This window comes from Pelomonas sp. Root405 (assembly GCF_001425165.1).
Classification (GTDB): Bacteria; Pseudomonadota; Gammaproteobacteria; order Burkholderiales; family Burkholderiaceae_C; genus Pelomonas.
Window position 1 is genome coordinate 258873 of sequence record NZ_LMDU01000011.1, and the last position, 24132, is coordinate 283004.

Genomic DNA, 24132 nt, shown 5'->3' on the forward strand with positions numbered 1-24132 from the left:
CGAAGCGACTCAACCGACCGCGGCGGCGCCGCTGACGATCTCGGACAACTCTTTGGTGATCGCGGCCTGGCGGGTCTTGTTGTAGACCAGCTTCAGCTCACCGATCAGCGTGCCGGCGTTGTCGGTCGCGGCCTTCATGGCCACCATGCGGGCAGACTGCTCGCTGGCCATGTTCTCGGCAACGGCCTGGAAGACCAGTGCTTCGGTGTAGCGCATCAACAGCTCGTTGATGACCGTGGGCGCGTCCGGCTCGTAGATGTAATCCCACGAGTGGCCGGCCTTGTCGGTCTCCATGTCGCTGGCCTTGAGCGGCAGCAGCTGGTGCACCTTCACCTCTTGCTTCATCGTGTTGATGAACTGCGTGTAGCAGAGGTAGACGGCGGACAGCTTGCCTTCGGCGTACTGGTCGAGCAGCACCTTGACGGGGCCGATCAAAGCCTCGATGTGCGGCTGGTCGCCGAGCTGCGTCGCATGAGCGACGACGCGGGCGCCGATGCGGTTCATGAAGCCCAGGCCCTTGCCGCCGATGGCGACGACTTCGGCCTTCTGGCCCGCCGCTTCGACTTCCTTGAGCTTGGTCGTGGCCGCGCGCAGCAGGTTGGTGTTGAGACCACCGCACAGGCCCTTGTCCGTCGTGACGACGACCATGCCGACCGTCTTCACGCCCTCGTTCTTCACGAGGAAGGGATGGCGGTACTCGGGGTTGGCCTTGGAGAGGCTGGCCGCGATGTTGCCGATCTTCTCGGCGTAGGGGCGAGCCGACCGCATCCGTTCCTGCGCCTTGCGCATCTTGGAGGCGGCGACCATTTCCATCGCCTTGGTGATCTTCTTGGTGTTCTCGACCGACTTGATCTTGCCGCGGATTTCTTTGCTTGAAGCCATTCGAACTCCTAGTTCAGTGCGGGGCTAAGTGGAGACCTGGCCCCGCGTGTTCCGTGGCTTAAGCGAACGACTTCTTGAAGGAAGTGATCGCGGCGTTCAGCTCGGCCTCGGCGTCCTTGTCCATCGCTTTGTCGTTTTCCAGCTTGGCGAGGAGGGCGGCGTGGCTCGTCTTCAGGAACTGGTGCAGGCCGTGCTCGAAGGACAGGACCTTCTTCACTTCGATGCTGTCCATGAAGCCCTTGTTGGCGGCGTACAGCGACGCAGCCATCAGCGAGATGGGCAGCGGCGAGTACTGGGCCTGCTTCAGCAGTTCCGTCACGCGGGCACCGCGGTCCAGCTGCTTGCGGGTGGCTTCGTCCAGGTCGGAGGCGAACTGCGCAAACGCGGCCAGCTCACGGTACTGCGCCAGGTCGGTACGGATACCGCCGGACAGCGACTTGATCAGCTTGGTCTGGGCTGCACCACCGACGCGCGACACCGAGATACCGGCGTTGATGGCGGGGCGGATACCGGCGTTGAACAGGCTGGTTTCCAGGAAGATCTGGCCGTCGGTGATCGAGATCACGTTGGTCGGCACGAAGGCGGACACGTCACCGGCTTGCGTCTCGATGATCGGCAGGGCCGTCAGCGAACCGGTCTTGCCCTTGACCTCCCCCTTGGTGAAGGCTTCGACGTAGTCGGCGTTCACGCGAGCGGCGCGCTCCAGCAGCCGGCTGTGCAGATAGAACACGTCGCCGGGGTAGGCTTCGCGGCCCGGCGGGCGGCGCAGCAGCAGCGAGACCTGGCGATAGGCGACGGCTTGCTTGGACAGGTCGTCATAGACGATCAGCGCGTCCTGGCCGCGGTCGCGGAAGTACTCGCCCATCGTGCAGCCCGAATAGGCCGACACGTACTGCATCGCTGCGGATTCAGAGGCCGAGGCGGCCACGACGATGGTGTATTCCATCGCGCCTGCCTGCTCCAGAGCACGCACGACGTTCTTGATCGACGACGCCTTCTGGCCGATGGCGACGTAGACGCAGGTCATGTTCTGACCCTTCTGGTTGATGATCGCGTCGATGGCGACGGCGCTCTTGCCCGTCTGACGGTCACCAATGATCAGTTCACGCTGGCCACGGCCGACGGGAACCATCGAGTCAATCGACTTCAGGCCGGTCTGCACAGGCTGGTCGACCGACTTGCGGGCGATCACGCCCGGGGCGACCTTCTCGATGACGTCGGTCATCTTGGCGTTGATCGGGCCCTTGCCGTCGATGGGCTCGCCCAGCGCGTTGACGACGCGGCCGATCAGCTCGGGGCCAACCGGCACTTCCAGGATGCGGCCCGTGCACTTGACGGTGTCGCCTTCCGAGATGTGCTCGTAGGCACCCAGAATCACGGCGCCGACGGAGTCGCGCTCGAGGTTCAGAGCCAGGCCGAAGGTCTGGCTGCCGTCCTTGGCGACCGGGAATTCGAGCATTTCGCCCTGCATCACATCGGACAGGCCGTGGACGCGGACGATGCCGTCGGAAACGGACACGACGGTGCCCTGGTTGCGGATGTCCGAACCAACTCCAAGACCCTCGATGCGGCTCTTGATCAGTTCGGAAATTTCAGCGGGATTGAGTTGCATGCTGGGTCTCCAGTACCCGGAGCGGCCAAACCACAGCCATCAGGCGGGTCAGTCGCAGGGTGAATCGGTGGGATGTCTTGCGGTGGCTCGGGCAGCCGTCAGGCAGTCAGGGCGACCTTCATGCGCTCAAGGCGGGCCTTGACGGAGGTGTCCAGCACCTCGTCGCCGACCACCACGCGCACGCCGCCAATCAGCGCCGGCTCGATCTGCACATGCGCGTCGAGCTTGCGGCCGAAGCGCTGTTCCAGCGTCGTCTTCAGCTCGGCCAACTGGGCGTCGCTGATTTCATAGGCGCTGTAGATGTGCGCGTCGGACACGCCGGAAGCGGCATTGGCCAGCACGTGGTACTGGGCAACGACTTCGGGCAGCGCCGCGAGGCGGCCGTTCTCGATCACGGCGCGCAGGAAGTTCTGCACGCCCGGGGCCAGGTCTTGCTTGGCGGCAGCGGCGATGACCGCGAGCACCTGCTCAGACTGGGCCTTGGGGTGATCGGCGAACTGGCGCAGATCGGCGTCCTGCGCCACCTGGGCCAGCGCGTCGAGCTGACGGCCCCAGGCGGCCAGGTCCTGCGACTTGGCAACCTGGAACAGCGCTTCCGCGTAGGGGCGGGCGATGGTGGCGATCTCGGCCATTTACAGCTCCGTCTTCAGGCGGGCCAGCAGCTCGGCGTGAACGCCGGCGTTGACTTCCTTGTGCAGGATCTGCTCGGCGCCCTTGACGGCCAGCGCGGCGACCTGCTCGCGCAGGGCTTCGCGAGCGCGGGACACCTGCTGCTCGGCGTCGGCCTTGGCGGCGGCCAGAATCTTGGCGCCTTCTTCTTCGGCGCGGCCCTTGGCAGCGTCGACGATGGCGGCGGCACGCTTCTCGGCGTCCGAGATCAGCTTGCCGGACTCGGCCTTGGTCTGAGCCAGTTCCTTGGCGATCTGCGCCTCGGCACCGGCCAGTTCGGCCTTCGCCTTGTCGGCGGCGGACAGGCCTGCGGCGATCTTCGCGGCGCGCTCATCGAGCGCCTTGATGATCGGCGGCCACACATACTTCATCGTGAACCCGACCAGGATCAGGAACACGATCATCTGAACGATCAGCGACGCGTTAATAAACACCTTGGTGCCTCACAGAGTTCGAGTGCGGACACCGCCGGGCGCTAGGGGCCACGGCGGCACGACAACGTCGAATTACTTGGCGCCGGCAGCCAGGGCCGTGGCGATCTGGCCCAGGAACGGGTTGGCCGTGGCGAACCACAGGGCGATACCCGTGCCGATGATGAAGGCCGCGTCGATCAGGCCGGCCAGCAGGAACATCTTGGTCTGCAGTTCATTCATCAGCTCGGGCTGACGAGCGGCGGACTCAAGGTACTTGCTGCCCATGATGCCGATACCGATACAAGCACCGAAAGCGCCCAGACCAATGATCAGACCAGCGGCGAGAGCAACAAAGCTAATAACTTCCACGATGACTCCTTGAGAGATTTAGAGAGAGAAACGGTTGAGGAAAACTGCCTGGGGAAACCTGGGTGACGCTCAGTGCGCGTCGTGGGCCTGGCCGATGTAGACCAGCGTCAGCATCATGAACACGAAGGCCTGCAACGTGATGATCAGGATGTGGAAGATCGCCCACACCGAGCCCGCGATGATGTGGCCGATGGCCAGGCCGACACCGGTGGCCGACAGCGTCCACGCGCCACCCATCAGGGCGATCAGCATGAAGATCAGTTCGCCGGCATACATGTTGCCGAACAGTCGCATGCCGTGCGAGACGGTCTTGGCGATGAACTCGATCAGCTGCATGGCGAGGTTGACCGGGTAGAGCACGACCTTGTCGCCGAAGGGCGCCGAGATCAGCTCATGGCCCCAACCGCCAGCGCCCTTGATCTTGATGTTGTAGAGCACGCAGGTGATCAGCACGCCCAGCGACAGGCCCATGGTCATGGACAGGTCGGCCGTCGGCACGACGCGCAGATAGGCATGGTGGTCGCCGGTGATCTGCTGCCAGATCCAGGGGAACAGGTCCACCGGGAACAAGTCCATCGCATTCATCAGGAAGATCCAGACAAACACGGTCAGCGCCAGCGGAGCCACCAGCTTGCGGCTGTTGGCGTTGTGGACGATGCCCTTGGCCTGGTCGGCGACGATCTCGACGAGGATTTCGACAGCCGCCTGGAAACGACCCGGGACGCCAGACGTCGCCGACTTCGCGGCACGCCACAGCAGGAAGCTGCCCACCAGACCTAGCAGCACGCTGAAGAAGATGGAATCGAGGTTGACGACCGAAAAGTCGACGATGCCCGTCTGCTTGCCGCTCTGCGCATGCTGCAGGTGGTGAATGATGTATTCACCAGCGGTCGGGGCGGCGGTTGCGTGGCCTTCTGATGCCATGGTTCGTTCTGCCTCGTCAGTTCTATCTGCGGCCGCGCCACGCAAGCGCAAGCCAGTTCACTTTGATGCAGACCGCGAGGGTGACCAGCAGGGCTGGCCAACTCAGGCCCGGCACCACCTTTGGCGCCAGCACCAGCATCGCGATCGATGCACCGATTTTCAAAAATTCCCAACCCATGAACCGCGCAGTCGCACCGACTGCAGAGTTCACCTGCTTTGTCATGCCCCGCGCGAGCAGCATGCCTGGCAACACCACCGCCGCGACGCCGTAAAGCGCCGACGCCGTAGCAACAGCGGACGCCGTCCACAGCCATGTCACGGCCACGCACAGCAACCCAACCGCCAACTGAAGCCCCAGCACGCGCCAGGGCGACAGCATCGGCAATGCCAGCTTCAGCGTTGCCGCCTCTTCCCGGCTCAGGGCCTTGACGGGCAGCTCCTCGTTGTCATCGTCCCAGCCGCCGGCCGCTGAAGCGGCTGGTGGCCAGGTCGTTCGGATGCCGTTGTCGGTCATGGCGCCTGCGTCTGGGGTCGGCGGCACAGCCACCAAAACTGCCGGGGGCTGCCTACACCGGGACAGCGCCAGGCGCCATCCACAAAGCCACGCATTATAGGTGACGAGTTACACCGGGGTAAACCTGCGTCTCGCGCCGCACGGGATTCAGGCCCGTGTCAGCGTTGCGGCCAAGCCCGGCACATCAACCCGCAACTGCAGCACCGCGCCGGCCAGCGGCTCGCGCGCCAGTTCGTCGGCGGGACGCTTCTCGCGAGCTGTCGTGATGAAAAGAGTGCGCAGGTCGGCGCCGCCGAAGGTGGGCATCGTCGGGCAGGTGACCGGCAACTCGACACGCCGCAAGATCTCGCCGGTCGGCGCGATGCGCAGCAGGCAGGCACCCTCGAACATCGCCGCCCAGTAGCAACCTTCGGCATCCATCGCCGCGCCATCAGGCCGGCCGCCGTAGGCCTTGCCCGGCGTGCGCGGCTCGAACTCGGCGAAGACGCGCGCGCCCGCCAGTCCGCCCGTCGTGACGTCGTAGTCGGCCACATAGATGCGATGCGCCTTGGTGTCGGACCAATGCATGCGGCGCCCGTCCGGACTCCAGGCCAAACCATTGGACGTCGTCAAGCCCGGCACCTCGGCCGTGAAGCGCATGGCGTCGAAACGGTAGAGCACCGCCTCCGGCTCACGGGCGTCGGAGATGCTGCCTATCCAGAGCCGGCCAGCCGGGTCGACCTTGCCATCGTTGAAGCGCAGGCGCGCGGCGTCATAGGGCGGCGCACTCACCAGCTCCTGCACGCTGGTCGATGGGTCCAGCGTCCACAGCCCATCGCGCCGTGCAACAAACAGGCCGCCGTCGGCGCGCGCCGCGACGCAGCCCGGCTCGGCGTCCTGCGGCCAGACGTCCGGCGCGTCGGCGCCTTCGCGCCAGCGCAGCACCTGGCGGCCGGGGATGTCAACCGCGTAAAGGACTTGTTCGGTGGGGTGCCAAAGCGGCGATTCGCCGAGCAGGCAGCGGTGGGAGCCAAGGGGCTGGAGGTCGTCGAGGGCCATCCCGCCACTCTAGGCGGTTATCCGAAGTAACTGGGGCGGAAGGCGCCCAGCTCGGCTCTCAGATAGTGGGCGCCGGCAATGGGGTTGAAGTAGAACGGCGGCACCTCGACAAAGCCCAGGCTTTCGTACAGGCCGCGCGCGGCTTCCATGTCGTCGAGCGTGTCCAGCAGCATGGACGAATAGCCGGCTTCGGTGGCCCGGTCCATCAGCGCCTGGGCCAGGATGCGACCCAGGCCGAATCGGCGAAATGCGGGGCGCACGAACAGGCGCTTCATCTCGCAGGCATTGGGGTAGTCGGCATCGGGCAGGGGTCGAAAGGCCCCGCAACCAGCGACGGCCCCCTCGACGAGGGCCAGCAACATCAGGCCGCCCGGCGGCTCATAGGCGCCAGGCAGGGCGGCGACCTCTTCTTCGAAGCCCTGGAAGTCGAGATCCACGTCCAGGCTGGCCGCGTACTCGCGGAGGATGAGTCGGGTCTCCTGCCAATGCGCTGCGGACTCGGGCGTGATGAGCTGGATGTCGGGGCCGGCCATAGGCGCCGCAGTTTAGCCAGCGGATTCAGCCGGCAAATCCCAAGACCACGCGGCGGGTCTTGGCTGCCTTCTTTTGGTGATCACCCACATTCGCTACGCTCACATGAGTGCTCCCCGAAAAAAATCAGCTCCGGCCGCTGGCCGACTCGGTAAAGCCGAGCACAACCCTGCGGGTCTTGGCTGATTTCTTTTCAATCTTCGTCACGACGACTGCACCTATCTCTGAAGTGTTCGAGACATGCGTGCCGCCACAAGGCTGCAAGTCCACACCCTCCACCTCCAGCACCCGAACACGGCCCAAGCCGCGCGGTGGCTGCACACTCATCGAGCGAACGAGCCCGGGGTTCGCATCCAACTCATCCTCCGTGATCCAGCGGTGCCCCACCGGGTGCGCTTCTGCAACGAGCCGATCCAGCCCCGCCTGGATGGCTTCCTTGTCGAAAGGTTCATCGGTGTGGAAGTCCAGCCGCGCATACGTTTCGGTGATGGAGCAGCCATCGACCGGATAGGGCAGCAGCGCGCACAGCAGATGCGTCGCCGTGTGAAAGCGCCGGTGGGCCTCGCGGCGCGCGGCATCGACCTCGACACGCACCGCAGTGCCCACCGGCGGCAACTCGCCGTCGACCAGGTGAACGATGGCCTCGGGGTGCTCCTTGCTCTTGCGCGTGTCGGTGATACGCCACCGCTGCGCGCCGTTGATAAGCCAGCCGGTATCACCCGCCTGGCCGCCGCCGAGCGGATAGCAGACGGTGCGGTCCAGCAGCACGCCGCCTTCGACTTGCGCGACCACCGTGGCCTCGCAGGTCAGCAACGTCGCGTCCTCACGGAACAGATCCTCGGTTCTCATCAGCCAATCGCCTCCAGTTCGACCTCGCCACGCAGCGTGCGCAGGCGGGCCTTCAGTCCATCGCGGGCGTCGAAGCCCAGCAGTTGCACGCCCTGGTCGGGCAAGTTGTCTGTCGGGTGGGCCTCGCCCCATTCGATCAACACCGGCAAGGCCTCGCGGCGCAGGCGGCGGCCGTCCTCGCGCAGGGCGATGCGCCATGTCAAGTTGCCGCGCGAGGCCTTGACCGCCGCGCCAGCGTCGACACCCTCGCTGCGCCAGCAAGCCAGCGCCGCGTCCAGGTTGGGCACGCGGGCGACCCAGTGGATCAGCCCCGGCCCGTCGCCCAGGCGCTGGCGCAACGCCGGCTGATCGAGGTCGAACCAGCGCGGCCGGCCCGGCGGCGGCGCATCGGGATCGATGGCGATGACCTCGAGATAGCAGCGCGGGTGATTGGGGCCGCTGATCAGCAGCAGGCGGTTGTGCGTGCCCATCAACGCGTGCTTGCCGCCCGGCTGCGGTGCCACGCCCAGCACGCGCTCGCACCAGGCGACACCCTCGTCCAGCGAAGCCGCGCCGACAACGAGATGGTCCAGCGCCATGCTCATGGCGCAGCGCTCACAGCCTCACCTGGCCATGGATCAGCGGCGTCACATCGCCGCCTATCCACGTGCCCTCGGCATCGCGCTTGACATGCACGCGGCCGGCGCGGCCCAGCGCGGCGCCCTGGGCCGCGACATAGCTGTCACCCGCCAGACCGGCCTCCTGCAGCCAGAGCGCCAAGCCGGCGTTGAGGCTGCCGGTGACCGGATCCTCCGGAATGCCGAGATCGGGCACGAAGGCGCGGACCTCGAACTGGCATTCGCTGCCGGCCGGATGGGCACCGACGACGCCGAGCTTGAGCCCCTGCATCGCGATGAAGTCGGGCTGCAGCGCCAGCACGCTGGCCGCGTCGGCCAGGCGGGCGGCCATCCAGCCCGGGCCGTTGTCGCACCAGACGAGGTCGAGCAGGGACTCCGGTGCGATGCGCAGCGCCGCAATCGCCTGCGCGCGTTCCGTCGCGTCGACCGGGCCGCTGCGTTTCAGCGGCGGCGCGGCAAAGGCCAGGCGGGCGCCCTCGCGCTTGACGCGCACCAGGCCGATGGCGCATTGCTGCACGACCTCGCCGGACTTCTTCACATCGCCGCCGCTGGCGAGGAAGGCGTGGGCGCTGCCCAGCGTCGGGTGGCCGGCAAACGGCAGCTCGCCACCGGGCGTGAAGATGCGCACGCGGTAGTCCGCGGCCGGATCGGTGGGCGGCAGCAGGAAGGTGGTCTCGGACAGGTTGGTCCAGCGCGCGAAGGCGGCCATCTCCTCGTCGGACAGGCCGCCGCCGTCGATGACGACGGCGAGGGCATTGCCCTTCAAGGGAACGGCGGTGAAAACATCGACCTGGGCAAAGCGGCGCAGTTCAGTCATGGTTTGAGGTAGATCCCGGGTTTGACGATTTCCATGCCGCGCTGCGGCGTGGCCAGCGGCTTGAAACCATGGCCGACATACAGCGGCTGGGCGTCACGGGTGAAGAGCATGAAGCGTCGCAGGCCCTGCAAGTCGGCGTGGGCCCGCAGCGTCTCGATCATCCAGGTCGCCAGGCCGCGGCTGCGGTGGGCGTCAAGCACATAGACGTCGCAGAGATAGGCAAACGTCGCCCGGTCCGTGACGACGCGGGCAAAGCCGACCTGGCCCTCGCCTTCGGCATGCAGTGCGATGCACAGCGAGTGCTGAACAGCGCGCTCGACCAAGGCCAGCGGAATGCCTTCGCACCAATAGGCGCCGCGCAGGAAGGCATGCGCCGCCCGCGCGTCGATGTCCTCAGGCGCAAAGCTGAGCCGGTAGCCATCACGCTGCATCAGGGCGCGGCCTCCACGGCCAGTTCCAGCGCCTCGTGCAACAGGCGCCCCAGCTTCTCGACGCCCTCGCGGATCAGGTCCGGCGTCAACGTGACAAAGGAAAGGCGCAGCGTGCGTGGGTCCGGCTGGTGGGCATAGAAGGCCGCGCCTGGGACGAAAGCAATGCCGGCGTCCACCGCCTGGGGCAGCAGCGCCATCGCGTCCAGGCCCGCGGGCAGGCGGATCCAGAAGAACATGCCGCCCTGCGGCGACAGGTAGTCGCAACCCGGCGGCAGGTGCTCGCGCAGGGCTGCCGCCATCGCATCGCGGTTGGCCTTGTAGAGGGCGCGGATGGTCGGGATGTGGTTGTCCAGGAAGCCATTGCGGATGACCTCGTGCACGACGCGCTGGTTGAAGCCCGGCGTGTGCAGGTCGGCCGCCTGCTTGGCCTGCAGCAGCTTGGGGTACAGCTCCGGCGGCGCAATCAGATAGCCCAGGCGGAAACCCGGCGTCAGCACCTTGGAGAACGAGCCCAGATAGAGCGAGCCCTCGGGCCACAGGCTGGACAGCGCATCGGGCGGCGGCTCGTCGAACCACAGGTCGCCATAGGGGTTGTCCTCGACGATGGGCACACCGGCGCCGCGCGACGCCTCGACGACCTCGACCCGCCGTTGCGCGTCCATCACGCGGCCCGTGGGGTTCTGGTAGTTGGGCAGCAGGTAGCTGAAGCGTGTGCCAGGCGCGTCATGCGGCAGGGCCGCAATGGCCTCGGGGCGCGGCCCCTGGTCGTCGCTGGCGAGGCTGGCAAAGATCGGCTCGAAGGGCGTGAAGGCCTGCAACGCGCCAAGGTAGGTCGGCGTCTCGACGGCCACCGGTGCGCCGGCGTCACAGAGGATCTTGCCGACCAGGTCCAGCCCCTGCTGCGAGCCGCTGGTGATCAGCACCTGCTCGGGCTTGACGGTCATGCCGAGTGAAGCGACTCGCGCGGCCACCCATTCGCGCAGCGGCGCATAGCCCTCGCTGGCGGCGTATTGCAGGGCCTCGCGCGGCGCCTGCGACAGCACGCGGTCGCAGGCGGCCTTCAGCTCAGCGACCGGAAAGGTATCGGCGCTGGGCAGGCCGCCGGCCATGGACAGCACGCCCGGCTTCTCGGTGACCTTGAGGATCTCGCGAATGATGGACGGGTTCATCCGCGCGGCGCGGCGCGCTTGGGTCCAGACGGTGCTCATGGTGGCGTTACGTGGAATTTCAAAGGAGTCAGCCTAGCATCCAGTCGACGGCGGCGCGGGCCTGCAAATCGGTGGAGTCGAACAGCGGAACGGCCGCCGCCGAGCTGACCGGCAACAACAGGCCCAGCTCGGTGCAGCCCAGGATGGCGGCCTGCGCGCCCCGATCAGCCAGCGCCGCGACTTGCGCGCGCAGCACCTCGCGAGAGGCCGGCTCGAAGCGGCCGCGGCACAGCTCCTCGTAGATCAGGCGGTGGACCTCGGCGCGCCCCGCCTCGTCGGGCGTGATGAGCTCGATGCCGAAGCGCTCGCGCATGCGGTCGCGGTAGAAGGCCTGCTCCATCGTGAAGCGCGTCGCCAGCAGGCCGGCGCGGCGCACGCCCGCGGCAAGCAGCGCCTCGCCCGTCGCGTCGACGATGTGCAGCACCGGCAGGCCGGCCGCCTGTTCGATCTCGCGGGCGACGAGGTGCATGGTGTTGGTCGCGATCAGCAGCGCCTCGGCGCCGGCGCGCCGCAGGCCGGCCGCCGCGTCGCCCAGCACACGCGCCGCTTCGGTCCAGTCGCCAGCGGACTGCAGCGCGGCAATCGGCGCGAAGTCGACGCTGTGCAACACGAGCTGGGCGCTGTGCAGGCCACCCAGGCGCGCCGCGACACCGCGGTTGATGAGCGCGTACAGATGCTGGGTCGATTCCCAGCTCATGCCGCCCAGGATGCCCAGCGTCTTCATGCCGCCGCCAGCACGAGGCGCCATCCCGGCGCCGGCCGGGCCGGGCGGCGCTGCGGCGCCGGCAGCAGCAGCTGAAAGGCCGCCTCGGGCCAGGCCTCGACGACGGCCTCCTGCCCCGCGGCCAGGATCAGTCCCTCGCCGGCCTGCAACCAGTGGTCATTCGTGCCGCCGGACAGCGTCAGCCACAGCCGGCCACTGGTCACCACGACGCGGCGCGGCGCGCGTGCGGCGGCCAGCGTCAGCGCCTGACCGGCGCCCAGTCGGGTCGTGAAGGCTTCGTTCATGGCGATCTCCTAGTTGACGGGTTGCCGCTTGCCCAGCCACACCACCGCGAGCACGGCGAAGGCGAAGACCACGCTCATCGCGTCGAGCCGCTCGCCCAGCAAGGGCACCGCCAGCAGCATCGACAAGAAAGGCTGCAGCACCTGCACCTGGCTGACACGCAGCGTGCCCCCCAACGCCAGGCCGCGATACCAGGCGAAGAAGCCGATCCACATCGAGAACAGCGACACATAGGCAAAGCCCACCCAGGCCGACGCCGCCACCGGTGCGGCCGGCCGTGTCAGCACGGCCAACGGCACGGTGATGGGCAGGCTGATGACCAGCACCCAGCAGATCACCTGCTCGGCCGTCATGACACGTGACAGCCGCGCACCGCTGACGTAACCGGCTGATGCGCAGACCACGGCACCCAGCAAAAGCCCGTCGGCCATCTCCAGCCCGCCCGCGCCGCGCCAGGCCGCAAAGCCGATGACGAGCGCCAGCCCGGCGAAGGCGCACGCCCAGAAGCCACCGCTCGGCCGCTGGCGCAGCACCAGCGCGGCAATGACAGCCGTGGCCAGCGGCAGCACGCCCGACACGACCGAGGCATGCACGGCGTCCACATGCCGCACGGCCACGCCCAGCAGCAACGGCCAGCCGAACACGACGCCGGCGGCCGTGAAGGCCAGCGGTCCCCATTCACCAGCACGCGGCCGGCGCGCGCCGGTGGCGGCGAGGTAGGCCACCGACAGCAGGCCGGCGACCACCGCGCGGCCGAAGGCGACGAAGGCCGGGTCCAGCTGCGGCGCCGCAGCGCTGCCGCCGGCCAGGCGCGTCATCGGGATGCTGAGCGCAAAGATGAACACGCCGGCCACGCCGAGCAGCAGACCCCGCGTTGCATCGGACGCCATGGTGGTCGAGACCGTGGTGGAAGTGGGAAGCCCTGACATGGCCTCAGTCTAGGCAGGCAAACCGATACACAACCAGTACAGTCAGCCAACCAGACCACGAATCTGTATCGCCATGCCCACCGGTACACACCCACCCCTGCAACGCGGCGCCAGCCTGCCCCTGGCCGGCCAGCTGGCCGAGCGCTATGCCCAGCGCATCCGCGAACGGCTGCTGCTGCCCGGCGCCCGCCTGCCTTCGGTGCGCGACTGCGCGCGCCAGCATGGTGTCAGCGTGCACACCGTCGTGGCCGCCTACGACCAGCTGCAGGCCGCGGGCCTGCTGGAGGCGCGGCGCCAGCGGGGCTTCTTCGTGCGCGAGCAGCGGCCGGTCAGCGCCCGACCGACCCGAGCGCCGGCGGCGGCGGCCACACGCCAGGCGCCGATGGACGCGACGGCGCTGATCCGCGGCATGTTCGAGGCCGACGCCGCGCGGGCCCCCGGCCTGGGCACGCTGCCGGCCGACTGGCTGGACCCGACGCTGCTGCAGTCGGCCCTGCGCCGCCTGCAACAGCCGGACGCGCTTGCGCTGCAGGTCAGCTATGGCGACCCGATGGGCGACGACCGCCTGCGCGCGGCGCTCAGCCAGCGCCTGGACGACCTCGGCATCCACGCCGCGCCGTCGCAGATCCTGACGACCAACGGCGCCACGCATGCGCTCGACCTCATCATCCGCACACAGCTGCAGCCAGGCGACGCGGTGCTGGTCGACGACCCCGGCTGGGCCGTCATGTTTGCGCGCCTGGCCCAGGCCGGCATCCGCCTGCTGCCGGTGCCGCGCACCGCGCATGGCCCCGACCTGGCAGTGCTGGGCGCGCTCGCCGCCGCGCATTCGCCGCGCGCCTACCTGACGGTGTCGGTGTTGCACAACCCGACCGGCCACAGCCTCAACCTGGCCACCGCCCACCAGTTGCTGCGCCTGGCCGACGAGCACGACTTCTTCATCGTCGAGGACGACAGCTACGGCTTCCTGGCGCCCGAGCACCTGCCGCGCCTGGCCGCGCTGGACGGCTTGCGCCGCGTGACCTATGTGTCGGGCTTCTCCAAGGTGCTGACGCCGGCCTGGCGCGTGGGCTACCTCGCCGCGGCACCCGAGCGCCTGAGCGCGCTGACCGACACCAAGCTGCTGGATGGCCTGACCAGCTCCGCGGTGCTGGAGCGCGCCGTGGCGCTGTGCCTGGAGCAGGGCCGGCTGCGCCGCCATGCGCAGCGCCTGCGCGAGCGCCTGGCCAGCGCACGTCAGAAGGTCTCGGCGCTGGCGAGCAAGCAGGGCTTCGCCTGGGCGGCGCCGCCGGACGGCCTGTTCGGCTGGCTGGACGTCGGTGTCGACACCGAGCGCCTGGCCCAGCCCCTGCTCGACACAGGCTGGCTGACGGCACCCGGCGCCCTCTTCAGCGCCACGCGCAGCCCCGGCTCGCTGATGCGCGTCAACGTCGCCACGTCGCTGGACCCGGCCTTCTGGCGCGCGCTGCGTGCGGGCGTCGACCACCTGCAAGGCCGCCCCGCGCCCTGACCTGCCCCCCTAGGTTCGCCCCCCTTGTTTGCGGGAGCAAGCCCTGGCGCCCGCAGCGCGCAGCGAGTCCACTCGGTCGCCTGACAACGCGCTGGGGGACCCCATGCTCCGCAATCGGTTCCGCCTTGGTCACCTGCTCGGTGGCCTGTCCCTGGCGCTGGCGTCGCTCGCCGCCCAGGCCGACTTTGCCAACGGCATCACCGTCAACCTGATCGCTCCCGGTGGCATCGTGGACGACCCCACGCCCATCGCCCTGTCGCAGGCCGTGGCCTTCGCCGACCTCGCCAGCGGCGTGCAGGCCGGCAACCTGGGCGGCGCCGGTGACATCAGCGCCTTCATGCTCGACGACGAGAGGATCTTCTTCTCCGGCACCATGATCCTGATGCGCGTGGCCGTTGGCGACACGACGAACGACGTCTGGACGACCGGCTATCTGGGCAGCGGCGGCGAGCACGCGCGCTACCAGTTCGACGGCATCGCCTTCACCGGGCGGGTCATCACCGGCATCCTGGTGTATGCCTATGACGGCTTCGCCACGTCGGGGCCCGCCAGCGCCAGCGGCCTGCTCAGCCCGGCCGATCCCATGGTGCTGGTGCACCAGGTCGACGCCGACTCCATCGCCTTCGACCTCGACACCCTCGTCTTCAAGCAGCGCTTCGCCGGCCAGGCCAACAACTTCGCAGAGTTCCGCATCGACCTGGTGACCGCCCCCGTGCCCGAGCCCGCCGTCTCGCTGCTGCTGGCTGCTGGCCTGCTGGTCGTGTTGCGTCGCCGCCGTGGCTGAGGCCACAGCGCCGCGCCATTCAGCCGTGTTCGCTTAGGAGACCACCATGTCCGACCCCTTCCTTGGCGAACTCAAGCTGATGAGCTTCGTCTACCCGCCCAAGGGCTGGGCACTGTGCAACGGCCAGTTGCTGCCCATCGCGCAGAACCAGGCGCTGTTTGCGCTGCTGGGCACGACCTACGGCGGTGACGGGCGCGTCAACTTCGCCCTGCCCGACCTGCGCGGCCGCGCGCCGCTGCATCACGGTGCCGGCGTCTCGCTCGGCGACAAGGCAGGCCAGGAGGCCGTCACGCTGACGGCAGGCGAGCTGCCCACCCACGGCCACGCGCTCACGGCCACCAACGACCTTGCCAACGCCAGCGTGCCCGGCGGCGCGGTACCGGCCGCCAAACCGCGCGGCGGCATCAACCGCTACGGGCCGGCCGGCAGCGACTCGGTCATGGGCAGCAGTTCACTGGCCAGCACCGGCGGCAACCAGCCCCACCCGAACATGCAGCCGTTCACGGCGCTGAGCTGGGTCATCGCGCTGCAAGGCATCTTCCCCAGCCGCAACTGAGCCCAGACCCAGGAGAACACCATGTCGACTCCCTATGTGGGCGAGATCCGCCTGTTCGCCGGCAACTTCGAGCCCGTCGGCTGGATGTTCTGCCACGGCCAGCTGCTGCCCATCGCCGAGAACGATGTGCTGTTCACCCTGATCGGCACGACCTATGGCGGCGACGGCCAGACCACCTTTGCGCTGCCCGACCTGCGTGGCCGCGTGCCCGTGCACCAGGGCCAAGGCCCGGGCACCTCGTCGCGCATGCTGGGCGAGGTCGGCGGTGTTGAGACGGTCACGCTGTTGGCCAGCCAGATGCCGGCCCACACTCATGCGCTGCACGCCAACGCGGCAGTGGCCACCGGCACGGCCCCGGGCGGCGCGCTGCTGGCGGCCACCAGCGTCGCCAGTTATGACACCGGCCCCGGTGCGACGGCGATGGCTGCCAGCGCCGTCGGCAGCGCGGGCGGCAACCAGCCGCACCAGAACATGGCGCCGACGGTGGCGCTGAACTACATCATTTCGCTGTACGGCATCTTCCCGTCTCAAGGCTGAGGAGCACCCCATGTCCGACCCCTTCATCGCCGAGATCCGTGTCATGCCCTACAACTTTGTGCCCGTGGGCTGGGCCAGCTGCGACGGCCAGCTGTTGCCCATCGCCCAGAACACCGCCCTCTTCGCGCTGCTGGGCACGACCTATGGCGGCAATGGCAAGACCAACTTCGCCCTGCCCGACCTGCGCGGCAGTTTTGCGATGGGCGCCGGCCAGGGCCCTGGCCTCAGCCCGCGCGACCTGGGCCAGGTCGTCGGCCAGGCCGCCGTCGCGCTGCAAGCCCACGAGATGCCGAGCCACAGCCATGCGCTGCGGGCCGGCAGCACGCCGGGGGCCACCAGCCCGGCCGGCAACGTGATGGCACCGACGACCAATGGCGCCAAGGTCTACCGCGCGCCCGGCGCCGCGGCCGTCATGGACGCCGCCGCCATCAGCCCGGCCGGCGCCAGCCTGCCGCACGAGAACCGCCAGCCCTACCAGGCGCTGAACTTCTGCATCGCGCTGCAGGGCATCTTTCCGCCGCGGAGCTGAGGCCACCGTCCATGAGGAGCATGCTGCAATGATCAACAAGCGCGATTTCCTGAAGACCGGCGCCAGCGCCATCGTCGGCAGCGCGGGTGCCACCGCCGCGGTGGCCGCCGTGCGCCCGCGGCTGGATGAACGGGCCGGCCTGGCCAGCTGGCAGGCCCATGTCGGCCAGCGTTTCGAGGTCGATGGCCACGCGGTCATCTTGCAGGCCGCCACCGCCCTGCCCGGCCGCCAGCCGGGCGAGCAGTTCAGCCTGCGATTCAGCGGCGAGTTGCCGGCCGGCCTGGGCGACGGGCTGCACACGCTGACCGCGTCGGGCGGCGCCGGCCAGTCGCTGTATCTGGCGCGCGCGCCGCAAGGCCTGCGGGCCGATTTCTGCCGCCTGCAAGGCTGACAAAAAGTTCTCACTCTGCAGGGGATTCGGCCCCTGGGCCGCTCATGGCCGCCCGCACAATTCGGCCGCTTCGCCGCTGCCTCCGCGGCGGCCGATACGGACATGAGCGATCCCTTGAAATTCCTCGTCGTCGACGCCCTGGCCGGGGTGCAGACCTTTGCGCGCCAGCTGCTGCAAAGCCATGGCTTTTCGGCCGACAACGTCCTGTGCTGCGCCGACACCGATGCCGCGCTCGCCCAAGGCCTGTTCTTCAAACCTCATTTCCTGATCACGGACTGGTTCCCCAAGGCGCCGCTGACCGGCATCCAGCTCTACCAACGCCTGCGCGACGTGCGGCCGGCCCTGCACCTGTCGCTGCTGAGCTTCGACGTCACGCCCGCGCACGAGACCGAAGCCCAGACGCTGGGCGCCCACTTCCTGCTGAAGAAGCCTTTCACCGCCGATCAGCTCAAGGCGGAGATGACGCGCTCGCTCGCGGCCCTGGCCAAGCACTCACCCGGCCTGAATGGCAAATGCCGTGATGTCGCTCGCCAGGCGCGCCCGATGCCGCGACCGGCGCCCCTCGTGGCGCCCCTGCCCGTCGTCAAGCCCGGCGACAAGGTGCGCTTCAACGGCGCCGTGCACGTCGCCCAGTACGTCGTGCTGCGCGCGGGCGAAACCGTGGTGCAGTTGAAGGGCCAGGGCGCCCTGATCCCGCTTGATCGCCTGGCGCCGGTCTAGAGAACGGCAGCCAGAAGCATCAACAACGGATAAGGCAAGGCCACCGTCGGGCGCAGCGCGCTCTTCAGGTATTGCCCGGCCAGGCCGGCGCCGCGCGGCCGGCTGGCGAGCCAGTCGCTGTACAGCTGCATCGGCGCAGCGCCCTCGCCCGACTTCAGCGCCGGCTCGATGGCCAGCAGCCGCTCGCCCAGCCGGCCCTGGAAAGTCTTGAGCACGCCTTCCTGCAGCCACAGCAGGGCCAGCAGCGGCAGCGCGAGCAGCGGGTCGGGCACCAGCACGACGACGGCAAAGCCGCTGAGCTTCACGCCCAGCGCCAGGGCTTCGTAGCGCTCGTGCTGGCTTTGCAGGGCCAGCCATTCCTGCTGCAAGGCGTTCACTTGGCTTCGAGCGCTTCCCAGCGCTCCATCAGCGTGAGCAGCTCCGCATCAATGTCCGCGGCGCGGTCGGTCACCTCGGCGATGCGCGCCGACCCCTGTGTGTACAGCTCGCCGCCGGCCAGCAGCGCGTTGAGCTGCTTCTGCTCGGCCTCCAGCGCGGCGATCTGCTTGGGGATGTCCTCCAGCTCGCGCTGCTCCTTGTAGCTGAGCTTGCGCTTGTTGGCGACGACCAGCGCCGGCTCAGGCGCGGGTGGCGGCGTGGGCGCGGCAGCCGGCTTCGGCGCGGCCTGCGCCTGCAGGGCCGCGGCGCGCTTGGACTGTGTCAGCCAGTCCTGCACGCTGCCCTCGTACTCGCGCCAGCGCGCCTCACCCTCGTAGACGATGGTGGACGTGACGACGTTGTCCAGGAAGCGCCGGTCGTGGCTGACGAGGAAGACGGTGCCGTCGTACTCGGCCAGCAACTCCTCCAGCAGTTCCAGCGTCTCGATGTCGAGGTCGTTGGTGGGCTCGTCCAGCACCAGCACATTGGCCGGCCGCGCGAACAGGCGTGCCAGCAGCAGGCGGTTGCGCTCGCCGCCGCTGAGCGTGCGCACCGGCGAATTGGCACGCGCCGGCGAGAACAGGAAGTCGCCGAGGTAGCTCTTGACGTGCTTCTTCTGGTTGCCGATCTCGATCCACTCCGAGCCGGGGCTGATGGTGTCGGCGAGCGTCGCGTCCAGGTTCAGCGTGTCGCGCATCTGGTCGAAGTAGGCGACCGTCATCTTGGAGCCCAGGCGCACGCTGCCGCTGTCGGGCGGCAGCTCGCCGAGGATCATCTTCAGCAGCGTCGTCTTGCCGGCGCCGTTGGGGCCGATCAGGCCGACCTTGTCGCCGCGCAGGATCGTGGACGTGAAGCCGCGCACGATGGCGCGGTCGCCGTAGCTCTTGGACACGTCCTCCAGCTCCGCGACGATCTTGCCGCTGGCGCCGCCGGTGTCGATGTCCAGCCGCACCTTGCCCTGCACGTCGCGCCGCGCGGCGTGGGCCTGGCGCATGACCTCCAGGCGCTGGATGCGCGCGACAGACCGCGTGCGGCGGGCCTCGACGCCCTTGCGGATCCACACCTCTTCCTGCGCCAGCAGCTTGTCGAAGCGCGCGTTGAACAGCGCCTCGTTCTCCAGCTCGTAGGCCTTGGCGGCCTGGAAGGCGGCGTAGTTGCCGGGGTAGCCGCGCAGCTGGCCACGGTCCAGCTCGACGATGCGGTTGGCGACGTTGTCCAGGAAGGCGCGGTCGTGGGTGATCAGCAGCAGCGAGCCCTTGAAGTCGTTCAGCAGGCCTTCCAGCCAGGTGATGGCGTCCAGGTCCAGGTGGTTGGTGGGCTCGTCCAGCAGCAGCACGTCGGGCTGGGCCACCAGCGCGCGGCCCAGCGCCACGCGCTTCTTCAGGCCGCCGGACAGCGTGCTGATCAACCGCGCGCCGTCCAGGCCCAGGCGGTGCAGCGTCTCCTCGACGCGCTGCTCCCAGTTCCACGCGCCGATGTGCTCGATGCGCTCCTGCACCCAGGCCAGATCGTCGTTCTCGTCGTGGATCTCGTAGCGCTCACGCAGCGCCTTGTGCTCGGCCACGCCCTCGCTGATGACGTCGAAGATGGTCGCGTCGCCGCGCAGTTCGGGCTCCTGCGGCACGTAGACGTTGGTCAGGCCTTGCTGCTGCTGCAGCAGGCCGTCGTCGAGCTTTTCGAGACCGGCGAGGATCTTCAGCAGCGAGGACTTGCCGGTGCCGTTGCGGCCGATGAGGCCGACGCGCTCGCCGACTTCGAGGGAAAAACCGGCGCCATCGAGAAGCGCGACGTGCCCAAAAGCGAGATGGGCGTTGGTGAGGGAGAGGACTGCCATCCGGCGATTGTCCCCTGGCGGCCCGGATCAGCTGCGACGGCTGCGGCGCCAGGCCGCTGGCGGCGCACCGTACTCGCGGCGGAAGGCGCGGCTGAAGGCGGTGTCGGTTTGGTAGCCGACCTGCTCGGCAATGCGCCCCAGCGGCGCGTTGCTGCCCGCCAGCAGGTTGGCCGCGAGCACCATGCGCCAGTGCGTCAGGTATTGCATCGGCGGGCTGCCCACCAGCTGCTGAAAGCGGTCGGCCAGCACGGTGCGCGAGGTGCCTGCCGCGCGCGCCAGGTCCTCCACGGTCCAGAGCTGCGCCGGCCGTTCATGGAGCGCCTGCAAGGCGGCGCCGACGATGCGGTCCCCCACGGCCGCGAGCCAGCCGGTGCGGTCGGGCGGCTGCGCATTCATGTACAGCCGCAGCACCTCGATGAACAGCACCTCGGCCAGCTTGGCCAGCACGCCCTCGCCGCCCGGCCGTGGCGAGCGCGCCTCGGCCAGCGCGTAGCGGAGGGAGCTTTCCAGCCACGCCCCGGCACTCGACCCGCGCACATTGACGCGCACCAGCGGCGGCAGGCCGGCCAGCAGCAGGCGGGCCAGGCGCGTGTCGCAGGCCAAGTAGCCGCACATCAGCTGCGTCTCGGTGCCGCCGCCGCCATAGCTCAGCAGGCGCGGCCGCCGCGCCAGCAGCCGGTCGAGCCGCGCGCCCCTGGCGGGCGGCAGCGCCGGGTCGGAGGCCATGCGGTGCGCGTCGCCGTGCGGGAAGACGATGACGTCGCCCGCCGTGAGCGCCACCGGCTCGGCGCCGTCCAGCGTTACATGGCAGTCGCCCTGGGTGATCAGGTGGAAGATGACGACGCGTTCGGCTGTCGGCTCCAGCAGCGGCGCGGCCAGGTCGGCGTGCGGCGACTGGTAGCACCACGGCGCGGTGAACCGGCCCTGCAGGAAGATCGCGCCCACCAGGCGCACCACGCCCAGCGTGTGGGACAGCGCGTCCATTCGTCGATCAGGCCGCAGCCACCTCGATGGCCAGCGCCAGCGGCACGGGCTGGCGCAGCGCCGCCGGCACCGGCGAGCGCAGGCAGCTCTGCTCGACCAGCTCGCGGGTTTGCGCCTCCGAAAGCCCGGCGGCCGCGATGCGGATGTGTAGCGTCATCGCCACGGGCGCTGCGCCGACGGCTTGCCCGTCTTCGCCCGCCAGCCCTAGCAGGCCGCGCGTGTCGGAGCGGCTGGTGACCCAGGCGTCCAGCGACTGCAACTCCACTCCCTGCGCCGCCGCATTCATGACGATGCAGGTGACGGCGCATGAGGCCGTGCCGGCCCGCAGCAGCCAGCCCGGCGTGACGCCTTCGCCGCTGCCGCCGAGTTCGCGCGGCATGTCGGTGTCCACGCGCAGGCCGTTGTCATGGCGCGCCGAGACGCGCATGCCGCCCTCCCAGCGCACGCGAGCCGGCGAGTCGTCGTGCAGGCCGAGGTCCGGCCGCTTGCGCATGACGGCGGCGACGCGCTCCAGCGCGGCGGCGATGTGATCCAGGGCCATGGCACTCTCCGAAGGGGGTCGATCAATTATGGGACGCAGGCCTAGGGGTGCCGGACGCTCGGGCAGGAATTGCGGGCGGCCGGGCAGGACTGCGCCGCGACACGGCGAGATGCTGGCCGCCTTGCCTGTCCGGAGACATCCCATGAACGCACCGCTCGACCTTGCCGCACTCAAAGCCCGCCAGCAGACCGCCTGGGCCAGCGGCGACTACGCCGTCATCGGCACCACCCTGCAACTCGTCGGCGAACAGCTCGCCGAAGCCTGCGACCTGCGCTGGGGCGAGCAGGTGCTCGACGTGGCCGCCGGCAACGGCAACGCCAGCCTGGCGGCCGCGCGCCGCGGGGCGACGGTCACGTCGACCGACTACGTCGACGACCTGCTCGAGCGCGGCGCGGCGCGTGCCGAGGCGGAGGGCCTGCAGATCGAGTTCCGCGTCGCCGACGCTGAGGCCCTGCCCTTTGCCGACGCCAGCTTCGACGCCGTGCTGTCGACCTTCGGCGTGATGTTCACGCCCGACCAACCGAAGGCCGCCGCCGAGCTGGCGCGCGTCTGCCGGCCCGGTGGCCGCATCGGCCTGGCCAACTGGACGCCCGAGGGCTTCATCGGCCAGCTGTTCAAGGTCATCGGCCGTCATGTGCCGCCGCCCGCCGGCGCGCAGCCGCCGTCGCTGTGGGGCAAGGAGGCGCATCTGGCCCAGCTGTTCGGTGATGCGGTGACTGAGGTCGCCGTGACGCGGCGGCACTTCCAGTTCCGCTACCGCTCGCCGGCGCACTTCATCGAGGTGTTCCGCACCTGGTACGGCCCGGTGCACAAGGCCTTCGCCGCGCTTGGGTCGGACCAGGGCGCCGCGCTGGAGCGCGATCTGACGGACCTGCTGGCCACGTTGAACCGCGGCGGCGCCGACAGCCTGGTCGTGCCGAGCGAGTACCTCGAAGTCGTGCTGACCCGGCGCTGATCTCGCCGCTATTTGGGCGCGGACCGCCCGACGAACTTCAGCCCGAGGATCAGCGTGTTCAGGCGCTGCGCCATGAAGCCGGGCTGGAGCTGTTCGCCGTCGGGCCCGAAGGTCATGACCGTGGGTCGCCGCAGGCTGTCAGTGGCCCAGGCCGGGCCGCCCGCCTGCTCGGGCTTGCCGCGCTGGGCGAAGGCGACCCAACGCCCGGCCAGGCCACGCCAGGCGCGCCGGTCGTCCTCGGTCAGTGCTACGGCCAGGCAGCCGCAGAGATCGCCCGTGCCGAACACGGCCGTCACCTCGCCACCGTGCGCAACGCCGGGCGCCGTGGCGCGCTGCGCCGCGGGCAGGCGGTCGAAGTAGTAGCGGAACGTGGGCGCCAGCGGCGCATGCAGCACGGCGATGCGGCGCGCGAAGGCGGTGAAGGCGACGTCGCGCACGACCTGGCGGCCGAACTCGGCGTCGTCCGCAACGCCGGGGTACAGCGGCTTGACGAGGATGCGCGCCGCGCCGAGCTTCTGCACCAGCGCGGCCGGCTCCAGCCCGAAGGCCAGCGCGACGCTGGTCTCGTCGCTGTTGCCGCCGATGACGAGCGGCACGGCGGCCTGCTGCCTGGCCTGGAAGGCAGCCAGCAGCGGGCGCGGCAGGGCCGCGTCGCCGACGATGAGGCTGGGCGCCAAGGACAGGCCGGCGCCTTCCAGCGCGGCGAACCGTTCGGCCGGCACGGCGCGCAGCTGCGCCGCCGTGGCCCGCGCACCGGGCAGACCGACGCTCTCCGCCACGCGGATGCCGGTCTGGCGTGCCTGCTCGCGGGAGTGGCTGGGGATGCCGTAGGGGCTCTGTGCGATGGCGCGATGGAAGAGCCCGCGCGCCAGCGGCGAGGCCATCAGCGCCAGCACGCTCTGCGCGCCGGCCGACTGGCCGAAGACCGTCACCTGCTGCGGGTCGCCGCCGAACGCGGCGATGTTCTGCTGCACCCAGCGCAGCGCGGCGATCTGGTCCAGCAGGCCGAAGTTGGCCGGCCCGCCGGGCGCGGCACGCTCCAGCGCCGGATGCACGAAATAACCCAGCGGCCCGAGGCGGTAGTTGACGGTGACGACGACCACGCCGTCGCGGGCCAGCGCCGCGCCGTCGTACAGCGCCAGGCTGCCGGCGCCGAAGATCAGCGCACCACCATGCAGCCAGACCATCACGGGCCGCGGGCCGCCGCCGCTGGCTGCGGGCGCCCAGACGTTGAGATAGAGGCAGTCCTCGCTCAACGGGCCGGGGTCGCCGCCGCCTTCCAGCGACAGGCCGGCCTTCTGCGGGCAGGCGGGGCCAAAGCTCGTTGCAGCGCGCACGCCAGACCATGGCGCCGCCGGCTGCGGTTCACGCCAGCGCAGCGGGCCGACCGGCGGCGCGGCGTACTGCAGGCCGCGGTACACGGTGATGCCGTCGGCCTGCGGTTCGCCCTGCACCTGACCGGCGCGGGTCGCGATGGCTTGCGCCAGCAGCGACAAGCCCATCAGGAAACACGCGATCAAGCCGTTCCGCGCCTGCCGAAGTCCGTCACCGCTCATCTGCCGCTC

At 69.4% G+C, this 24132-nt stretch carries 30 protein-coding genes; 8 read left to right on the forward strand and 22 right to left on the reverse strand.

Translation table 11 applies throughout. From position 1 onward, the window contains the following. Positions 1-9 precede the first annotated feature (9 nt). The 17 genes from atpG to ASC81_RS10790 form a co-directional block, all read right to left on the reverse strand. Entirely contained in the window at positions 10-882 is an 873-nt protein-coding gene (gene atpG, locus ASC81_RS10710) for a F0F1 ATP synthase subunit gamma (protein ID WP_056266381.1), read from the reverse strand. Between the two features lie 58 nt (positions 883-940). After that, complete coding sequence (atpA, locus tag ASC81_RS10715) at positions 941-2494, reverse strand: F0F1 ATP synthase subunit alpha (RefSeq protein WP_056266385.1); 1554 nt, start codon at positions 2492-2494, stop codon at positions 941-943. 98 nt (positions 2495-2592) lie between these two features. Beyond that, positions 2593-3126, reverse strand: a complete 534-nt coding sequence (locus tag ASC81_RS10720; RefSeq protein ID WP_056266388.1) for a F0F1 ATP synthase subunit delta — start codon at positions 3124-3126, stop codon at positions 2593-2595. Further along, complete coding sequence (locus tag ASC81_RS10725) at positions 3127-3597, reverse strand: F0F1 ATP synthase subunit B (protein ID WP_056266391.1); 471 nt, start codon at positions 3595-3597, stop codon at positions 3127-3129. It abuts the gene before it with no gap. A gap of 72 nt (positions 3598-3669) precedes the next feature. Continuing rightward, complete coding sequence (atpE, locus tag ASC81_RS10730; protein WP_056205553.1) at positions 3670-3945, reverse strand: F0F1 ATP synthase subunit C; 276 nt, start codon at positions 3943-3945, stop codon at positions 3670-3672. A gap of 69 nt (positions 3946-4014) precedes the next feature. Continuing rightward, positions 4015-4869: a F0F1 ATP synthase subunit A gene (gene atpB / locus ASC81_RS10735; RefSeq protein WP_056266394.1), complete on the reverse strand. Its 855-nt coding sequence runs from the start codon at positions 4867-4869 to the stop codon at positions 4015-4017. A gap of 22 nt (positions 4870-4891) precedes the next feature. After that, positions 4892-5383, reverse strand: coding sequence for an ATP synthase subunit I (locus ASC81_RS10740; protein WP_056266397.1), 492 nt, complete (start codon positions 5381-5383; stop codon positions 4892-4894). 147 nt (positions 5384-5530) lie between these two features. Beyond that, a complete protein-coding gene (locus ASC81_RS10745) occupies positions 5531-6421 on the reverse strand; it encodes an SMP-30/gluconolactonase/LRE family protein (protein WP_056266399.1) in 891 nt (296 codons plus the stop codon). Between the two features lie 17 nt (positions 6422-6438). Continuing rightward, positions 6439-6954: a GNAT family N-acetyltransferase gene (locus ASC81_RS10750; protein WP_056266402.1), complete on the reverse strand. Its 516-nt coding sequence runs from the start codon at positions 6952-6954 to the stop codon at positions 6439-6441. 124 nt (positions 6955-7078) lie between these two features. Next, positions 7079-7801 carry an alanyl-tRNA editing protein gene (locus ASC81_RS10755; RefSeq protein WP_056266406.1) on the reverse strand — a complete coding sequence of 241 codons (723 nt, stop codon included), beginning with the start codon at positions 7799-7801 and terminating at the stop codon, positions 7079-7081. Next, positions 7801-8385: a VOC family protein gene (locus tag ASC81_RS10760; RefSeq protein WP_056266410.1), complete on the reverse strand. Its 585-nt coding sequence runs from the start codon at positions 8383-8385 to the stop codon at positions 7801-7803. Before ASC81_RS10760 ends, ASC81_RS10755 begins: the two co-directional genes overlap by 1 nt. 10 nt (positions 8386-8395) lie before the next feature. Further along, complete coding sequence (locus ASC81_RS10765; protein WP_056266414.1) at positions 8396-9235, reverse strand: PhzF family phenazine biosynthesis protein; 840 nt, start codon at positions 9233-9235, stop codon at positions 8396-8398. Continuing rightward, on the reverse strand, positions 9232-9666 hold the full coding sequence (locus tag ASC81_RS10770) for a GNAT family N-acetyltransferase (protein ID WP_056266416.1): 435 nt from the start codon (positions 9664-9666) through the stop codon (positions 9232-9234). Before ASC81_RS10770 ends, ASC81_RS10765 begins: the two co-directional genes overlap by 4 nt. Next, on the reverse strand, positions 9666-10874 hold the full coding sequence (locus tag ASC81_RS10775) for a PLP-dependent aminotransferase family protein (RefSeq protein WP_056266419.1): 1209 nt from the start codon (positions 10872-10874) through the stop codon (positions 9666-9668). Before ASC81_RS10775 ends, ASC81_RS10770 begins: the two co-directional genes overlap by 1 nt. A gap of 28 nt (positions 10875-10902) precedes the next feature. Further along, positions 10903-11598, reverse strand: coding sequence for an aspartate/glutamate racemase family protein (locus ASC81_RS10780; protein ID WP_056266423.1), 696 nt, complete (start codon positions 11596-11598; stop codon positions 10903-10905). After that, positions 11595-11882 carry a DUF2917 domain-containing protein gene (locus ASC81_RS10785; protein WP_056266426.1) on the reverse strand — a complete coding sequence of 96 codons (288 nt, stop codon included), beginning with the start codon at positions 11880-11882 and terminating at the stop codon, positions 11595-11597. The genes ASC81_RS10780 and ASC81_RS10785 overlap by 4 nt, the downstream gene beginning before the upstream one ends. Positions 11883-11891: 9 nt before the next feature. Then, positions 11892-12809: a DMT family transporter gene (locus ASC81_RS10790; protein ID WP_056266428.1), complete on the reverse strand. Its 918-nt coding sequence runs from the start codon at positions 12807-12809 to the stop codon at positions 11892-11894. A 73-nt stretch (positions 12810-12882) separates the two neighbouring features. Here ASC81_RS10790 and ASC81_RS10795 point away from each other — a divergent pair, with 73 nt between their 5' ends. The 7 genes from ASC81_RS10795 (at position 12883) to ASC81_RS10825 (ending at position 17836) form a co-directional block, all read left to right on the forward strand. Continuing rightward, on the forward strand, positions 12883-14319 hold the full coding sequence (locus ASC81_RS10795) for a PLP-dependent aminotransferase family protein (protein WP_056266432.1): 1437 nt from the start codon (positions 12883-12885) through the stop codon (positions 14317-14319). Positions 14320-14422: 103 nt separating this feature from the next. Then, on the forward strand, positions 14423-15103 hold the full coding sequence (locus ASC81_RS10800) for a PEP-CTERM sorting domain-containing protein (protein WP_056266434.1): 681 nt from the start codon (positions 14423-14425) through the stop codon (positions 15101-15103). A gap of 46 nt (positions 15104-15149) precedes the next feature. After that, positions 15150-15659: a phage tail protein gene (locus tag ASC81_RS10805; protein ID WP_056266438.1), complete on the forward strand. Its 510-nt coding sequence runs from the start codon at positions 15150-15152 to the stop codon at positions 15657-15659. A gap of 21 nt (positions 15660-15680) precedes the next feature. Next, entirely contained in the window at positions 15681-16196 is a 516-nt protein-coding gene (locus ASC81_RS10810) for a phage tail protein (protein WP_056266441.1), read from the forward strand. A gap of 10 nt (positions 16197-16206) precedes the next feature. Next, positions 16207-16725: a phage tail protein gene (locus ASC81_RS10815; protein WP_056266443.1), complete on the forward strand. Its 519-nt coding sequence runs from the start codon at positions 16207-16209 to the stop codon at positions 16723-16725. A gap of 28 nt (positions 16726-16753) precedes the next feature. Further along, positions 16754-17116: a hypothetical protein gene (locus ASC81_RS10820; protein WP_056266447.1), complete on the forward strand. Its 363-nt coding sequence runs from the start codon at positions 16754-16756 to the stop codon at positions 17114-17116. A 102-nt stretch (positions 17117-17218) separates the two neighbouring features. Further along, positions 17219-17836 carry a response regulator gene (locus tag ASC81_RS10825; protein ID WP_056266450.1) on the forward strand — a complete coding sequence of 206 codons (618 nt, stop codon included), beginning with the start codon at positions 17219-17221 and terminating at the stop codon, positions 17834-17836. Here the strand turns inward: ASC81_RS10825 and ASC81_RS10830 are convergent. Genes ASC81_RS10830 through ASC81_RS10845 form a run of 4 tightly spaced genes read right to left on the reverse strand, consistent with a single transcriptional unit; the run spans position 17833 to position 21612 of the window. Next, positions 17833-18213: a hypothetical protein gene (locus ASC81_RS10830; protein WP_200946786.1), complete on the reverse strand. Its 381-nt coding sequence runs from the start codon at positions 18211-18213 to the stop codon at positions 17833-17835. The genes ASC81_RS10825 and ASC81_RS10830 overlap by 4 nt on opposite strands. Beyond that, complete coding sequence (locus ASC81_RS10835) at positions 18210-20087, reverse strand: ATP-binding cassette domain-containing protein (RefSeq protein WP_056266455.1); 1878 nt, start codon at positions 20085-20087, stop codon at positions 18210-18212. The genes ASC81_RS10830 and ASC81_RS10835 overlap by 4 nt, the downstream gene beginning before the upstream one ends. A 27-nt stretch (positions 20088-20114) precedes the next feature. Further along, the gene (locus ASC81_RS10840) at positions 20115-21071 is read right to left on the reverse strand and encodes an AraC family transcriptional regulator (protein WP_056266458.1); all 957 of its coding nucleotides are present in this window, start codon (positions 21069-21071) and stop codon (positions 20115-20117) included. A 7-nt stretch (positions 21072-21078) separates the two neighbouring features. Further along, positions 21079-21612, reverse strand: a complete 534-nt coding sequence (locus tag ASC81_RS10845) for an OsmC family protein (protein WP_056266460.1) — start codon at positions 21610-21612, stop codon at positions 21079-21081. Positions 21613-21754: 142 nt separating this feature from the next. Between ASC81_RS10845 and ASC81_RS10850 the strand changes: the two genes are divergently transcribed. Further along, on the forward strand, positions 21755-22567 hold the full coding sequence (locus tag ASC81_RS10850) for a class I SAM-dependent methyltransferase (protein WP_056266463.1): 813 nt from the start codon (positions 21755-21757) through the stop codon (positions 22565-22567). Between the two features lie 8 nt (positions 22568-22575). Here the strand turns inward: ASC81_RS10850 and ASC81_RS10855 are convergent, their stop codons facing one another. Next, positions 22576-24087 carry a carboxylesterase/lipase family protein gene (locus ASC81_RS10855; RefSeq protein ID WP_162245890.1) on the reverse strand — a complete coding sequence of 504 codons (1512 nt, stop codon included), beginning with the start codon at positions 24085-24087 and terminating at the stop codon, positions 22576-22578. Positions 24088-24132 lie beyond the last annotated feature (45 nt).

Coding starts and splice junctions, on each gene's coding strand:
- atpG (WP_056266381.1), bottom strand. CDS start 882: ATGGCTTCAAGCAAAGAAATCCGCGGCAAGATCAAGTCGGTCGAGAAC.
- atpA (WP_056266385.1), bottom strand. CDS start 2,494: ATGCAACTCAATCCCGCTGAAATTTCCGAACTGATCAAGAGCCGCATC.
- ASC81_RS10720 (WP_056266388.1), bottom strand. CDS start 3,126: ATGGCCGAGATCGCCACCATCGCCCGCCCCTACGCGGAAGCGCTGTTC.
- atpB (WP_056266394.1), bottom strand. CDS start 4,869: ATGGCATCAGAAGGCCACGCAACCGCCGCCCCGACCGCTGGTGAATAC.
- ASC81_RS10740 (WP_056266397.1), bottom strand. CDS start 5,383: ATGACCGACAACGGCATCCGAACGACCTGGCCACCAGCCGCTTCAGCG.
- ASC81_RS10745 (WP_056266399.1), bottom strand. CDS start 6,421: ATGGCCCTCGACGACCTCCAGCCCCTTGGCTCCCACCGCTGCCTGCTC.
- ASC81_RS10750 (WP_056266402.1), bottom strand. CDS start 6,954: ATGGCCGGCCCCGACATCCAGCTCATCACGCCCGAGTCCGCAGCGCAT.
- ASC81_RS10755 (WP_056266406.1), bottom strand. CDS start 7,801: ATGAGAACCGAGGATCTGTTCCGTGAGGACGCGACGTTGCTGACCTGC.
- ASC81_RS10760 (WP_056266410.1), bottom strand. CDS start 8,385: ATGAGCATGGCGCTGGACCATCTCGTTGTCGGCGCGGCTTCGCTGGAC.
- ASC81_RS10765 (WP_056266414.1), bottom strand. CDS start 9,235: ATGACTGAACTGCGCCGCTTTGCCCAGGTCGATGTTTTCACCGCCGTT.
- ASC81_RS10770 (WP_056266416.1), bottom strand. CDS start 9,666: ATGCAGCGTGATGGCTACCGGCTCAGCTTTGCGCCTGAGGACATCGAC.
- ASC81_RS10775 (WP_056266419.1), bottom strand. CDS start 10,874: ATGAGCACCGTCTGGACCCAAGCGCGCCGCGCCGCGCGGATGAACCCG.
- ASC81_RS10780 (WP_056266423.1), bottom strand. CDS start 11,598: ATGAAGACGCTGGGCATCCTGGGCGGCATGAGCTGGGAATCGACCCAG.
- ASC81_RS10785 (WP_056266426.1), bottom strand. CDS start 11,882: ATGAACGAAGCCTTCACGACCCGACTGGGCGCCGGTCAGGCGCTGACG.
- ASC81_RS10790 (WP_056266428.1), bottom strand. CDS start 12,809: ATGTCAGGGCTTCCCACTTCCACCACGGTCTCGACCACCATGGCGTCC.
- ASC81_RS10795 (WP_056266432.1), top strand. CDS start 12,883: ATGCCCACCGGTACACACCCACCCCTGCAACGCGGCGCCAGCCTGCCC.
- ASC81_RS10800 (WP_056266434.1), top strand. CDS start 14,423: ATGCTCCGCAATCGGTTCCGCCTTGGTCACCTGCTCGGTGGCCTGTCC.
- ASC81_RS10805 (WP_056266438.1), top strand. CDS start 15,150: ATGTCCGACCCCTTCCTTGGCGAACTCAAGCTGATGAGCTTCGTCTAC.
- ASC81_RS10810 (WP_056266441.1), top strand. CDS start 15,681: ATGTCGACTCCCTATGTGGGCGAGATCCGCCTGTTCGCCGGCAACTTC.
- ASC81_RS10815 (WP_056266443.1), top strand. CDS start 16,207: ATGTCCGACCCCTTCATCGCCGAGATCCGTGTCATGCCCTACAACTTT.
- ASC81_RS10820 (WP_056266447.1), top strand. CDS start 16,754: ATGATCAACAAGCGCGATTTCCTGAAGACCGGCGCCAGCGCCATCGTC.
- ASC81_RS10825 (WP_056266450.1), top strand. CDS start 17,219: ATGAGCGATCCCTTGAAATTCCTCGTCGTCGACGCCCTGGCCGGGGTG.
- ASC81_RS10835 (WP_056266455.1), bottom strand. CDS start 20,087: ATGGCAGTCCTCTCCCTCACCAACGCCCATCTCGCTTTTGGGCACGTC.
- ASC81_RS10840 (WP_056266458.1), bottom strand. CDS start 21,071: ATGGACGCGCTGTCCCACACGCTGGGCGTGGTGCGCCTGGTGGGCGCG.
- ASC81_RS10845 (WP_056266460.1), bottom strand. CDS start 21,612: ATGGCCCTGGATCACATCGCCGCCGCGCTGGAGCGCGTCGCCGCCGTC.
- ASC81_RS10850 (WP_056266463.1), top strand. CDS start 21,755: ATGAACGCACCGCTCGACCTTGCCGCACTCAAAGCCCGCCAGCAGACC.